Below are 13,883 nucleotides of genomic sequence, written 5' to 3'. Positions count from 1 at the left end.
CCATCCCGCCGTCGTCTCGCTCTGGCGCCGCGGCAGTGTCACATTTTGCGTTCATTTGTTGACGGCATGAACATAATGCTGCACTCTTGGTTCCATGCCGGTTCGCCAACGAAGGAATCCTGGGTCGCAGAGTGCCTTGCGACTCTCGAACCAGCAGCGAATCCTCTCCAACCTCGTCTCCTCCGGACCCACGACGCAGGCTGATATCGCCCGGAATACCGGGCTTTCGGCCGCCACTGTCTCGAATATCGTCAAGGTCCTCGTCGACCGCGGACTCGTCTCGACGACCCCCACCACGAGCTCCGGACGCCGTGCCCAGCTGGTGAGCCTGTCGTCGAACGACGGCGCGGTCTCGGTGGGCGTCGACTTCGGACGCCGCCACGTGCGCATCGTCGTGGCCACGCTCGACTACCGGGTGATCGCCGAGAAGGCGGTCGAGATCCCGCTCGGCTACACGGCGGCCGAGGCGCTCGACATCGCGGCCAACCTGCTCGCTTCCACGTTGGGCCAGGCCGGCGTGAAACGGTCTTCGGTGCTCGGCGTGGGTGTCGGCGTGCCCGGTCCCATCGACCGCCGCACCGGCACCGTCGTCAAGGGGGCGATCCTGCCCGAGTGGGTCGGCGTCACGGTGGCGATGGTCGAGGAGAGCTTCGAGCTGCCGGTCTACCTCGAGAACGACGCCAACCTCGGCGCGCTGGCCGAGGCGACCTGGGGGCCGCACGCGGGGACGCCGACCGTGGTCTTCGTCAAGGTCGGCACCGGTATCGGTGCCGGGCTCATCATCAACGGGGCGCCGTATTCCGGCAACATCGGGCTGACCGGGGAAATCGGTCACACGCCGATCCACGAACACGGGCTGCTCTGCCGCTGCGGCAACCGCGGCTGCCTCGAGACGGTCGCCTCCACGACCATCATGATCGAGCTGCTGTCGCGCACTCTCGACCGCCCCGTGCGCACCAGCGACATCGTGCGTCTGGTGCTCGATGGCGACGAGCGCGCCATCCGAGTGGTCGAAGAGGCCGGTTTCGCGGTCGGTCGGTCGATCGCGTCTATCGCCAACCTTGTCAACCCCCACACCATCATCGTGGGCGGTCCGCTGACCGATCTCGGCGACGTGCTGCTGAGCCCGATCCGCGACGGGCTCGTGCGCTACGCGGTGCCGATGATCGTGGAGACCACGGAATTAGTGATGTCGTCGCTGGGAGAGCGGGCTGAGGCCCTCGGTGGAGCCTCGCTCGTGCTGCAGCAACCGGGGATCCACACGACCGTTGCCTGATCGTTGCCAATACGTTGTGTTTATAAGTTGACGACAAAGGGAGTAAGGTTTAGCTTCTAATTCGGAGCTTCAAGAGAGTCGCTCTGAAAGACGAGGAGGTCAGACGTGGAGACGGGTCGCGATAGTCACCCCACCATCCTGGAGATGCAGTCCATCACCAAGGAGTTCCCGGGTGTGAAGGCCCTCGATAATGTGTCGCTCACGGTCAAAGCCAGCGAGATCCACGCGATCTGCGGCGAGAACGGAGCCGGCAAGTCCACGCTGATGAAGGTGCTCTCGGGCGTCTACCCCTTCGGTACCTACGACGGCGACATCGTCTACGAGGGTGCCGTCGTTCGCTTCCGCGACATCAAGCAGAGCGAAGCCGCCGGCATCGTCATCATTCACCAGGAACTCGCGCTGATCCCCGAACTCTCGATCACCGAGAACATCTTCCTGGGCAACGAGCCCGGACGCGGCGGCGTCATCAACTGGGTCGACGCGCAGCGCCGGGCGGTCGAACTGCTCGCCCGCGTCGGACTCGAGGACGACCCCGACACCCAGGTCAAGAACATTGGCGTCGGCAAGCAGCAGCTCGTCGAGATCGCCAAGGCGCTCAACAAGAACGTGAAGCTGCTCATCCTCGACGAGCCCACCGCGGCGCTCAACGAGAGCGACTCGCAGCACCTGCTCGACCTGATCCTCGGCCTCAAGAGCAAGGGCATCTCGTCGATCATGATCTCCCACAAGCTGAACGAGATCGAGCAGATCGCCGACCAGATCACGATCATCCGTGACGGCAAGTCGATCGAGACGCTCGACGTCAAGGCCGACGGTGTCGACGAAGACCGCATCATCCGCGGCATGGTCGGCCGTACGCTCGGCAACCGATTCCCCGAGCACACCGCCGAGATCGGCGAGGTCTTCTTCGAGGTGCGCGACTGGACGGTGCAGCACCCGCTCACCGCCGAGCGCCTCGTGGTGAAGAACTCAAGCTTCACGGTGCGCCGCGGCGAGGTCGTCGGTTTCGCCGGGCTCATGGGCGCCGGCCGCACCGAACTCGCGATGAGCCTCTTCGGACGCTCCTACGGCAAGTTCATCTCCGGCCAGGTCTTCAAGGACGGCAAGGAGATCAAGCTCCGCACCGTCGCCGAGGCCATCGACCACGGCATCGCCTACGTGAGCGAAGACCGCAAGTCGCTGGGACTCAACCTCCTCGACACCATCAAGCGTTCGATCGTCTCGGCCAAGCTCGGCAAGATCTCGCGCGGCCCCGTGGTGAACGAGACCGAAGAGGCGCAGATCTCCGAGGAGTACCGCAAGAGCCTCCGCATCAAGACCCCCACGGTCGAGGAGGGCGTCACCAAGCTGTCCGGCGGAAACCAGCAGAAGGTCGTGCTGGCGAAGTGGATGTTCACCGACCCCGACCTGCTGATCCTCGACGAGCCCACCCGCGGCATCGACGTCGGCGCCAAGGCCGAGATCTACCAGATCATCAGGGACCTCGCGGCGCAGGGCAAGGGCATCATCATGATCTCCTCCGAGCTGCCCGAACTGCTCGGCGTCTCCGACCGCATCTACACGATTTTCGAAGGCAAGATCACCAACGAACTCCCGGTCGCCCAGGCCGATCCCGAAACCCTCATGCGCAGCATGACCTCGTCCTCACAGAAAGTAGTCGCGTAATGAGCGCACCCGTTACTGAGAAAAGCGGCGGATTCGACATCCGCGACCTGAAGAACCTGTTCGGCGGCGGTGGGTCGCTCAAGCAGTTCGGTATTCTCGGCGCCCTCGTCGTGATCATCGTCTTCTTCCAGATCTGGACGGGAGGAAAGACGCTGCAGCCCGGAAACATCATCAACATCGTGCAGCAGTACTCCTACATCCTGATCCTCGCGATCGGCATGGTGATGGTGATCATCGCCGGCCACATCGACCTCTCGGTCGGTTCGGTCGCCGCGTTCACCGGCATCATCGTGGCGCTCGCCATGAAGGACTGGAACTTCCCCTGGTGGGCCGGCATCATCCTCGGCCTCGTCGTCGGAGCGCTGATCGGCGCCTGGCAGGGGTTCTGGGTCGCCTATATCGGGGTCCCGGCGTTCATCGTGACATTGGCTGGCATGCTCATCTGGCGTGGTGGCAACCAGTTCATCGGCGACTCGGCCACCGTGCCGGTCGAGGCGGGATTCCAGACCATCGGTAAGGGCTACCTCCCCGAGGTCGGCCCGAACCTCGGCTTCAACAACCTCACCATGCTGCTCGGTGTCCTCGTCGTGCTGATCCTGATCGGCCTCGAGGCGCGCGGGCGCCGCACCCGCAAGGTCATGGGCGCGACATCCAACCCGCTCTGGCTCTCGGTCGTCCGTGTCGTCATCCTCGGCGGCGTCGTGATGGTCGCGGCCTACCTGTTCGCGACCGGCCGCGTCGGGACCAGCTTCCCGGTCTCCGGCATCATCCTCGTGGTGCTCGTCGTCGCCTACTCGTTCCTCACGAACAACACGATCATCGGCCGCCACATCTACGCGGTCGGCGGCAACAAGCACGCTGCCGAGCTGTCGGGCGTCAACTCGAAGCGGGTCAACTTCTTCGTGATGATGAACATGTCGGTTCTCGCCGCACTCGCAGGCATGATCTTCGTCGCCCGCTCGCAGGCCTCCGGCCCGTTCGACGGAACCGGCTGGGAACTCGACGCCATCGCCGCTGTCTTCATCGGTGGTGCCGCGGTCTCCGGCGGTATCGGTACCGTCGCCGGCTCGATCATCGGTGGTCTCGTGATGGCCGTCCTGTCGAACGGTCTGGCGCTCAAGGGCATCCAGTCCGACCTCGTCCAGATCATCAAGGGCCTCGTGCTGCTCATCGCCGTCGGCGTCGACGTCTTCAACAAGACGCAGGGCCGCCCGTCGATCATCGGCCTCATGACCCGCAAGGACAAGGGCGGTTCGTCCTCCGACGACGCCACGTCCGCACAGGTCACGCCCGGCGGCGGCACCCCCGACACCGCGGTGCCGGCCGACCTCAACAAATAGATTTCGCCCACTGATTGACACCCCGGAGAATCAGCTCCACCCACTGCACCACACACAGAAAAGAAAGAAAGAGATCCCAATGAAGAAGATCCTTCTTGCTACGACCGCCGTTATGGCAGTCGCCGCACTCGGCCTGACCGGCTGCTCGAGCGACAACGGACGTGGCGGCGAAGCCACGACCGAAGAGGGCAGCGGATTCGCTGCTGACTCGCTGATCGGCGTTGCCCTTCCCGACAAGACCAGCGAGAACTGGGTTCTCGCGGGCGGCCTCTTCGAGGACGGCCTCGCAGACGCCGGCTTCGAAGGCGACGTCCAGTACGCCGGCGCCAGCAACGCGGTTGCCGACCAGCAGCAGCAGATCTCGACCATGATCACCAACGGTGCCAAGGTCATCATCATCGGCGCCAAGGACGGCGCCCAGCTCGGCACCCAGGTGCAGGAGGCCCGTGACAACGGCGCCATCGTCATCGCGTACGACCGCCTGATCCAGAACACCGACGCCGTCGACTACTACGTCGCGTTCGACAACTTCAAGGTCGGCCAGCTCCAGGGCCAGGCTCTCCTCGACGGTCTCGCGGCGAGCTTCCCCGACAAGACGACCTACAACATCGAGCTCTTCTCTGGCTCGTCTGACGACGCCAACGCCCCCGTCTTCTTCGAGGGTGCAATGGACGTTCTCCAGCCGAAGATCGACGACGGAACCCTCGTCGTCGTTTCCGGCCAGACCGACATCGCCCAGACGGCGACCGACGGCTGGAAGCCCGAGAACGCCCAGCGTCGCATGGACACCCTGATGCAGGGCACGTACCAGTCGACCACCGTTGACGGCGTCCTCTCGCCCAACGACACGCTGGCCCGCGCCATCATCACCTCGGTGTCCGACGCCGGACAGGCCGAAGCCCCCATCGTGACCGGTCAGGACTCCGAGGCCGCCTCGATCCCGCTGATCATGTCGGGCGCGCAGTACTCCACCATCTACAAGGACACCCGCGCGCTCGTCGCAACGGCGATCGAGATGGCTCAGGCGCTGCAGGCCGGCGACGAGCCCGACACCACCACCGAGACCAACAACGGCAACGTCGACGTGCCCACGCTGTACCTCGACCCGGTGATCGTCACCAAGGACAACGCCGCTGAGGCGTACGCCGAGAACCCCGACCTGCTCGCGCTCGTCAACGAGTAACCAGCAGTACAACGGTTGAGACCGGCCGGCCCTTCGGGGTCGGCCGGTCTTTCGTTTAAGGCTTCGCCGGCTTTCGTTTTGAGACGTCACAGGCCGACACGTGCATAATTAACACGGATGTGACCGTACACATCGCCTACGAAGTCGGGTACCACGATTGAGCACTGAGCCGGACAAGGTTCGCGCGCCGAACATCCGCGACGTCGCGGCCCTCGCCGGTGTCTCGTACCAGACCGTCTCACGCGTGCTCAACGACAGCCCGAGTATCAAGCAGAGCACCCGTCAACGCGTGCTCGACGTGATCGCCGAGGTCGGCTACCGGCCCAACCAGGCGGCCCGCGCCCTGGTCACGAGCCGCACCCGCACGATCGGCGTGCTGTCGACGCAGACCGCGCACTACGGCCCGACCACGAGCGTCAACGCGATCGAGCAGGCTGCCCGCGAGGCGGGGTACCGGCTGAGCATCACCAACGTGTCGTCGGGCGACTACCTCTCGATCAAGACCGCCATGGACTACCTGCTCAGCCAGGGCGTCGAGGCGCTCGTCGTCATCGCCCCGCAGGTGCGCGTGTTCGACGCGCTCGTCGACCTGTCGATCAGCGTGCCGTACGTGACACTCGACTCCACCGGTCGTGATCTGGGCCACAGCATCTCGGTCGACCAGATCACCGGCGCGCGCATCGCCACCAAGCACCTCATCGATCTCGGCCACACGGAGATCACCCATATCTCCGGCCCGCAGGACTGGATCGAGGCCGACGCCCGCATGCAGGGCTTCCTGCAGGAGATCAACATCGCCGAGCTGCGCACCCGCGCCCCGATCCTCGGCGACTGGAGTGCCCACTTCGGCTACTACGCGGGGCTCGAGCTGCTGCGCTTCCGTGACTTCACCGCGGTGTTCGCCGGCAACGACCAGATGGCGCTCGGCTTCATGCACGCGTGCCGCGAGTCGGGGCTCGACGTACCGGGCGACATCAGCGTGGTCGGCTTCGACGACATCCCCGAGTCGGCGCACTTCTCTCCGCCGCTCACGACCGTGCGCCAGAACTTCGCCGAGATCGGACGCCGCGCGGTCGCGCTGCTGCTCTCGGAGCTCAGCGGCGGCGTCGGCCAGAGCCGCGAGCAGATCCAGCCCGAGCTGATCGTGCGCTCGTCGACGGCGCCGCCGCGGCAGTAGCGGCTCGACCCGAGGCGATCGCGCGGCCCCGGCCGCGCCATCCTGCCCCCGGGTATTAGCAATTCAGGCAGGATCGCGATCGTCACGGCCGCGCCCCCGTGTTTGCGCGCGACGGTGTCGGCGGACGGTGAAACTGCCTGAGTTGCGAGAACGCGTGTTCATCATTCAGGCCGGATGCGCGGGTCGGGGTGGGGCAGCCCGTGATTGCGCGGGTGGTGGGGCGGTCGACGCGATCTGGCCGGAATGACGAACGGGGCGGATGCCGCGGCTCGGGTGTGCGCGACAGAGAACACACCACCCGACCACCGCGTTACCGTGTCGTGACCCTCGCCCCTTGACAGATGTGACCGTTTCGCATGTAGCATTGCGGATATTGAATGTGAACGGTCACATCAAGGGCCTACCGCGAAATATATTCAGCTGAGCGGCCCTGAAACCATCTGACAACGAGGTCTGAGAAGTGAGCACTGTCGCCCATCCGCTGGCGGACGAATTACCCGTCGCCGCGCGAGCCGAGATCCTGAGCGGGCAGACGTCCCTGGGTATCGAGCTGGGGTCGACCCGCATCAAGCTCTGCCTCGTCGGGGCCGACCCGTCGCGCGTTCTCGCCGTCGGTGCGCACGAGTGGGAGAACGAGTTCGTCGACCGGGTGTGGACCTACTCGCTCGAGAACGTGTGGACCGGAATCCAGACCGCGTTCGCCGACCTCGTCGCGGCCGTCGAGCGCGACCACGGCGTGCGCCCCGCGACCTTCGGCGCGATCGGCGTCTCGGCGATGATGCACGGCTACCTCCCGTTCGACGCCGCCGGCGAGCAGCTCGTGCCGTTCCGCACCTGGCGCAACACGACGACGGGCGCGGCGTCGGCCGAGCTCAGCGAGCTTTTCGGCGTGAACATCCCGCTGCGCTGGTCGATCGCGCACCTGCACCAGGCGGTACTCGACAACGAGTCCCACGTGACACGCATCGCCAGCGTGACCACTCTCGCCGGATACGTGCACCGCCGCCTCACCGGTCGCAACGTGCTGGGTGTCGGCGACGCGTCCGGAATGTTCCCGATCGACTCGGCGACCGCGACCTACGACGCCGACCTGGTCGCGAAGTACGCCCACGCGGATCTGATCGGACTGCTGCCGGAGGTGCTCGTCGCCGGCCAGCCCGCGGGCGAGCTCACGGCCGAGGGTGCCGCCCTGCTCGACCCGACGGGCGCGCTGCAGCCCGGCGCCGTGTTCGCCCCGCCCGAGGGCGACGCCGGGACCGGCATGGTCGCCACGAACTCGGTCGCCCCGCGCACCGGCAACGTGAGCGCCGGGACCAGCATTTTCGCGATGGTCGTGCTCGAGCGGCCCCTCGCAAGCGCGCACCACGAGCTCGACCTTGTCACCACTCCCGCGGGCGACACCGTCGCGATGGTGCACTGCAACAACGGCGCCAGCGAGCTCGCCGCCTGGGCCGGGATGTTCGGCAGTTTCGCCGCGGCATCCGGCAACGCAGTAGACAACGACGCCGTCTTCGACGTGCTGTTCCGCGAGGCGCTCGACGGCGAGGCCGACGCGGGCGGACTGCTCGCCTACAACCACCTCGCCGGTGAACCGATCGCGGGACTGGTCGAGGGCCGCCCGCTCGTCGTGCGCACGCCCGACAGCCGTCTCACCCTCGGCAACTTCATGCGCGCCCAGCTGTACGGCGTCTTCGGCACGCTCGCTCTCGGCATGCGCGTGCTCGCCGGCGAGAGCGTCGCGCTCGACCGGATGTTCGCGCACGGGGGCATGTTCCGCACCGCCGGTGTCGCGCAGCGCTTCCTCTCCGGCGCCCTCGACGCACCCGTGTCCGTCGCCGAGACCGCGTCCGAGGGCGGCGCGTGGGGCATGGCCGTGCTGGCCGCCTTCGTCAGAGAGGACGTGGGGGCGGATGCCGCGTCCGGCGCCCCGCGAAGCCTCGACGTCTATCTGCGCGACACCGTCTTCTCGGGCGCGAGCTTCGAGACGGTCGAGCCCGACCCCGTCGACGTCGCCGGGTTCGCCGCCTATCTCGACCGGTACAACGCCGGCCTCGCTGTCGAGCGCGTCGCTGTGGACACGCTCGCGTTGAAAGGAACCACCCCATGACCGACTTCTCGCCCGAAATCCAGGTGGCGATCGCCCGCACCCGCGACGACGTCGCGCGCCTGCACGAGGAGCTCGTGCGCTACGACCTCGTCGTCTGGACCGGCGGCAACGTCTCCGGCCGCGTGCCGGGCGCCGACCTGTTCGTGATCAAGCCGAGCGGCGTGAGCTACGACGAGCTCGGCCCCGAGAACCAGATCCTCTGCGACCTCGACGGCAACGTGATCGAGAACACCCCGGGCTGGGAGCGCAGCCCGTCGAGCGACACCGCCGCGCACGCCTACGTCTACCGCAACATGCCCGAGGTCGGCGGGGTCGTGCACACGCACTCCACCTACGCCACCGCGTGGGCGGCCCGCGGCGAGGCCATCCCGTGCGTCATCACCGCGATGGCCGACGAGTTCGGCGGCGAGATCCCGGTCGGACCGTTCGCGATCATCGGCGACGACTCGATCGGCCGCGGCGTCGTCGCGACGCTCACGGGCCACCGCTCACGCGCGGTGCTCATGCAGAACCACGGCGTCTTCACGATCGGCAAGGACGCGAAGGACGCCGTCAAGGCGGCCGTCATGGCCGAGGATGTCGCGAAGACCGTGCACATCTCGAGGCAACTCGGCGCACCCCTCCCCATCGCCCAGAGCGCGATCGACTCGCTCTTCGACCGGTACCAGAACGTGTACGGGCAGAGCGCTTCGACAAGCTCGGCGACCGCGGCGACCGCGACCGCTACGAAAGGAACCAGCAAGTGAGCACCACCTCGATCATCCCCGACCTCGCGACCAACGAGGTCTGGTTCCTGACCGGCAGCCAGGACCTGTACGGCGACGACACCCTGCGCCAAGTCGCCGAGCAGTCGCAAGAGGTCGTCCGCCTGCTGAACGCCAGCTCCGACATCCCGGTCACCGTCGTCTGGAAGCCCGTGCTCAAGAGCTCGGACGCCATCCGTCGCGCCATGCTCGACGCGACCACCGACGACAGCGTGGTCGGCGTGATCGCCTGGATGCACACCTTCAGCCCGGCCAAGATGTGGATCCACGGCCTCGACGCCCTGCGCAAGCCGTTCCTGCACCTGCACACCCAGGCCAACATCGAGCTGCCCTGGGCCGAGATCGACTTCGACTTCATGAACCTCAACCAGGCCGCGCACGGCGACCGCGAGTTCGGCTACATCGCCAGCCGCATGAACGTGCCGCGCAAGACCGTCGTCGGCCACGCGTCGAACCCCGCCGTCACGGCGCAGGTCGGCACCTGGACCCGCGCCGCCTCCGGCTGGGTCGCCACGCAGGGCATGAAGCTCGCCCGCTTCGGCGACAACATGCGCAATGTCGCGGTCACCGAGGGCGACAAGACCGAGGCCGAGATCCGCTTCGGCGTCAGCGTCAACACCTGGGGCGTCAACGAACTGGTCGAAAGAGTGGATGCCGCGGCCGACGCCGACGTCGACGCACTGGTCACGGTCTACCTCGAGTCCTACGACGTGGTGCCCGAGCTGCAGCCCGACGGTGCGCGCCACGAGTCGCTGCGCTACGGCGCGCGTATCGAACTCGGTCTTCGCTCCTTCCTCGAGGAGGGCGGCTTCACAGCGTTCACGACGAGTTTCGAAGACCTCGGCGGACTCCGCCAGCTGCCCGGCCTCGCCGTGCAGCGCCTGATGGCCGACGGCTACGGCTTCGGCGGCGAGGGCGACTGGAAGACGGCGGTTCTCATCCGTGCCGCGAAGGTCATGGGCGCGGGCCTCCCCGGCGGTGCCTCGCTCATGGAGGACTACACCTACAACCTCGTACCGGGGGAGGAGTCGATCCTCGGCGCGCACATGCTCGAGATCTGCCCGTCGCTCACCACGAAGAAGCCGAGCCTCGAGATCCACGCGCTCGGCATCGGCGGGCGCGAAGACCCAGTGCGCCTCGTCTTCGACACCGACGCCGGAGCCGGCGTCGTCGTGGCTCTCTCCGACATGCGCGACCGCTTCCGCCTGGTGGCGAACGTCGTCGAGGTCGTCGACCTCCCGGCACCGCTGCCGCACCTCCCGGTCGCGCGGGCCGTCTGGAAGCCGGCACCCGACCTCGCGACATCCGCCACGGCCTGGCTCACCGCGGGAGCGGCGCACCATACGGTGCTCTCCACCGCGATCGGCATCGAGGCGTGGGAAGACTTCGCCGAAATCGCGCGCACCGAACTGCTCGTGATCGACGAGAACACCACGAAGCGCTCGTTCGCGCACGAGGTGAAGTGGAACTCCGCGTACTACCGACTCGCGCAAGGAATCTAACAACACGAACTTGCCAGGGACGGCCCTTTCGGCCCTGGCGGGACCCGGTGGCAATGGACGATCCGGGTTTGCAGCACCAGACAACGATGTCCATCAATTGAAAGGAACACACAGTGAAGAAGAGAGCACTTATTTCGCTCGTCGCCGCTGGCGCCATGGTCGCGAGCCTCGCGGCCTGCTCCAGCGACTCCGGCTCCGGTTCGGGCGAGGGTGGCGGCGCGCTGATCGGCGTCGCGATGCCCACCAAGTCGTCCGAGCGGTGGATCGCCGACGGCGACGCCGTCAAGAAGGCGCTGGAAGACCAGGGTTACCGGGTCGACCTGCAGTACGCCGAAGACGACATCCCCACGCAGGTCAGCCAGATCGAGAACATGATCACCAAGGGCGCAGAAGCCCTGATCATCGCGTCGATCGACGGCACGACGCTGACGAACATCCTCGCGGATGCCGCCGACGCCGAGATCCCCGTGATTGCCTACGACCGTCTGCTCATGGACACCGAGAACGTCGACTACTACGCCACCTTCGACAACGAACTCGTCGGTAACCAGCAGGCGTGGTCGCTCCTCAACGGTCTCGGCCTCACCGAGCTCGACGGCACCCCGATCGAGGGCGCGCCCACCGGCCCGTTCAACATCGAACTGTTCGCCGGCTCGCTCGACGACAACAACGCGTTCTTCTTCTTCAACGGCGCGATGGATGTCCTCCAGCCGTTCATCGACGACGGAACGCTCGTTGTGAAGAGCGGCCAGACCACGATCGAGCAGGCCGCCACGCTCCGCTGGGACGGTGAAACCGCTCAGAGCCGCATGGAGGACCTCCTCACCGCGAACTACTCCGACGGCAGCTCCGTCAACGCGGTCCTCTCGCCCTACGACGGCATCTCCCGCGGAATCATCGGCGCCCTCACCGACGCCGGCTACACCGTGGGCGAAGGCTGGCCGACCATCTCCGGCCAGGACGCCGAGATCGACTCGGTCAAGGCCATCAACAACGGCGAGCAGTACGCGACCATCTTCAAGGACACGCGCGAGCTCGCCAAGCAGGCGGCCGGCATGGCCATCGCGGCGCTGAACGGCGACGAGGTCGAGACGAACGACGACAGCACGTACAACAACAACGTCAAGGACGTTCCGTCGTACCTGCTCGAGCCGGTCATCGTCGTCAAGGACAACATCCAGACGGCCCTGATCGACACCGGTTACTGGACCGAAGAAGAGGTCAACGGCTAACCAGCCGAAGCTCTCAGCGCCGGTGCCGGGACGGTAAAGCGTCCCGGCACCGGCATCCACCATTTATTTCAAACGTCAAGGAAGCCGGCACAGAAGTGACCACGAACATCCTGGAAATGCGGTCGATCACCAAGACCTTTCCCGGCGTGAAAGCCCTGCAAGACGTCACCCTCGAGGTGGCACGGGGCGAAATCCACGCCATCTGCGGCGAGAACGGCGCGGGCAAGTCGACCCTGATGAAGGTGCTGTCCGGCGTATACCCGCACGGTACCTACGAGGGCGACATCGTCTTCGAGGACGAGACCGTCGAGTTCCGCGACATCCGTGACAGCGAGGCCAAGGGCATCGTCATCATCCACCAGGAGCTCGCGCTGAGCCCCTACCTCTCGATCGCCGAGAACATCTTCCTCAACAACGAGGTGAAGGCCCGCACGGGTCTCATCGACTGGAACAAGTCGAACCAGGAAGCGGCCAAGCTGCTCGCCCGGGTCGGCCTGCGGGAGAACCCGACCACCAAGGTCATGGACATCGGCGTCGGCAAGCAGCAGCTCGTCGAGATCGCGAAGGCACTGTCGAAGCGGGTCAAGCTGCTGATTCTCGACGAGCCGACCGCGGCGCTGAACGACGAGGACTCCGCGCACCTGCTCGACCTGATCCTGCACCTCAAGGAGCAGGGCATCACGTCGATCATCATTTCCCACAAGCTGAACGAGATCAAAAAGATCTCCGACACCGTGACCGTCATCCGCGACGGCAAGACGATCGAGACGATCGCCAAGGCGGATGTCACCGAAGAACGCATCATCAAAGACATGGTGGGCCGCGACCTCGAACACCGGTACCCCGACCACACGCCGCACATCGGCGAGGAGATCCTCCGCGTCGAGAACTGGACGGCGCACCACCCGCAGGACACGTCGCGCGTGATAGTGAACAACGTGAACATCAACGTGCGTCGCGGCGAGATCGTCGGCATCGCCGGGCTCATGGGCGCGGGGCGCACCGAGTTCGCGATGAGCCTGTTCGGCCGCAGCTACGGGTCGCGCATCTCGGGCCAGGTCTACAAGAACGGCAAGGAGATCAAGGTGCGCACCGTCTCGGAGGCGATCGAGAACGGCCTCGCCTACGCGACCGAAGACCGCAAGACGTACGGGCTCAACCTGATCGAGGACATCAAGCGCAATATCTCGATGGCCTCGCTCGGCAAGCTGGTGCGTGGCGGGCTGGTGAGCGACAACGAGGAGTTCAAGGTCGCCAACGAGTACCGGTCGAGCATGAACATCAAGGCACCGACGGTGCTGGCGAAGACCGGCAAGCTCTCCGGCGGCAACCAGCAGAAGGTCGTGCTGAGCAAGTGGATCTACTCCGACCCCGACGTGCTGATCCTCGACGAGCCGACGAGAGGCATCGACGTCGGCGCGAAGTACGAGATCTACACGATCATCAACCGCCTCGCGGCGGCCGGCAAGGGCATCATCGTCATTTCCTCGGAGCTGCCGGAGCTGCTCGGCATCTGCGACCGCATCTACGCCCTCTCCGAGGGCACCATCACGGGCGAACTCCCCATCGCCGAAGCCACACCCGAGTCCCTCATCAAGCTCATGACCATGGAGACCTCCAATGACTGACACCAAAAC

At 66.0% G+C, this 13,883-nt stretch carries 10 protein-coding genes; all 10 read left to right on the top strand.

Features of this window, described 5'->3' with window-relative positions; genetic code table 11:
* Positions 1-94 precede the first annotated feature (94 nt).
* Positions 95-1,276 carry an ROK family transcriptional regulator gene (locus tag HD599_RS14210; protein ID WP_184238704.1) on the top strand — a complete coding sequence of 394 codons (1,182 nt, stop codon included), beginning with the start codon at positions 95-97 and terminating at the stop codon, positions 1,274-1,276.
* 144 nt (positions 1,277-1,420) lie between these two features.
* Positions 1,421-2,941, top strand: coding sequence for a multiple monosaccharide ABC transporter ATP-binding protein (gene mmsA / locus HD599_RS14205; RefSeq protein WP_184238702.1), 1,521 nt, complete (start codon positions 1,421-1,423; stop codon positions 2,939-2,941).
* A 38-nt stretch (positions 2,942-2,979) separates the two neighbouring features.
* Complete coding sequence (gene mmsB, locus HD599_RS14200; protein WP_184240637.1) at positions 2,980-4,281, top strand: multiple monosaccharide ABC transporter permease; 1,302 nt, start codon at positions 2,980-2,982, stop codon at positions 4,279-4,281.
* Between the two features lie 79 nt (positions 4,282-4,360).
* Positions 4,361-5,464 carry a substrate-binding domain-containing protein gene (locus HD599_RS14195; RefSeq protein WP_184238695.1) on the top strand — a complete coding sequence of 368 codons (1,104 nt, stop codon included), beginning with the start codon at positions 4,361-4,363 and terminating at the stop codon, positions 5,462-5,464.
* A 157-nt stretch (positions 5,465-5,621) separates the two neighbouring features.
* Complete coding sequence (locus tag HD599_RS14190) at positions 5,622-6,641, top strand: LacI family DNA-binding transcriptional regulator (protein ID WP_184238693.1); 1,020 nt, start codon at positions 5,622-5,624, stop codon at positions 6,639-6,641.
* A 460-nt stretch (positions 6,642-7,101) separates the two neighbouring features.
* On the top strand, positions 7,102-8,748 hold the full coding sequence (locus HD599_RS14185; RefSeq protein ID WP_343062087.1) for a xylulokinase: 1,647 nt from the start codon (positions 7,102-7,104) through the stop codon (positions 8,746-8,748).
* Entirely contained in the window at positions 8,745-9,494 is a 750-nt protein-coding gene (locus HD599_RS14180; protein WP_184238691.1) for an L-ribulose-5-phosphate 4-epimerase, read from the top strand. Before HD599_RS14185 ends, HD599_RS14180 begins: the two co-directional genes overlap by 4 nt.
* Positions 9,495-9,505: 11 nt before the next feature.
* A complete protein-coding gene (gene araA / locus HD599_RS14175) occupies positions 9,506-11,014 on the top strand; it encodes an L-arabinose isomerase (protein WP_184240635.1) in 1,509 nt (502 codons plus the stop codon).
* Positions 11,015-11,169: 155 nt separating this feature from the next.
* A complete protein-coding gene (gene chvE / locus HD599_RS14170; RefSeq protein WP_184240634.1) occupies positions 11,170-12,246 on the top strand; it encodes a multiple monosaccharide ABC transporter substrate-binding protein in 1,077 nt (358 codons plus the stop codon).
* Positions 12,247-12,341: 95 nt separating this feature from the next.
* Positions 12,342-13,874 (top strand): multiple monosaccharide ABC transporter ATP-binding protein, encoded by a 1,533-nt coding sequence (gene mmsA / locus HD599_RS14165; RefSeq protein WP_184238689.1) that lies wholly within the window; start codon positions 12,342-12,344, stop codon positions 13,872-13,874.
* Positions 13,875-13,883: the final 9 nt, after the last annotated feature.

Source organism: Conyzicola lurida (genome assembly GCF_014204935.1).
Lineage (GTDB): Bacteria > Actinomycetota > Actinomycetes > Actinomycetales > Microbacteriaceae > Conyzicola > Conyzicola lurida.
Note: the sequence above shows the minus strand (reverse complement) of the source record. Positions and strands in the feature narration are given on the sequence as shown.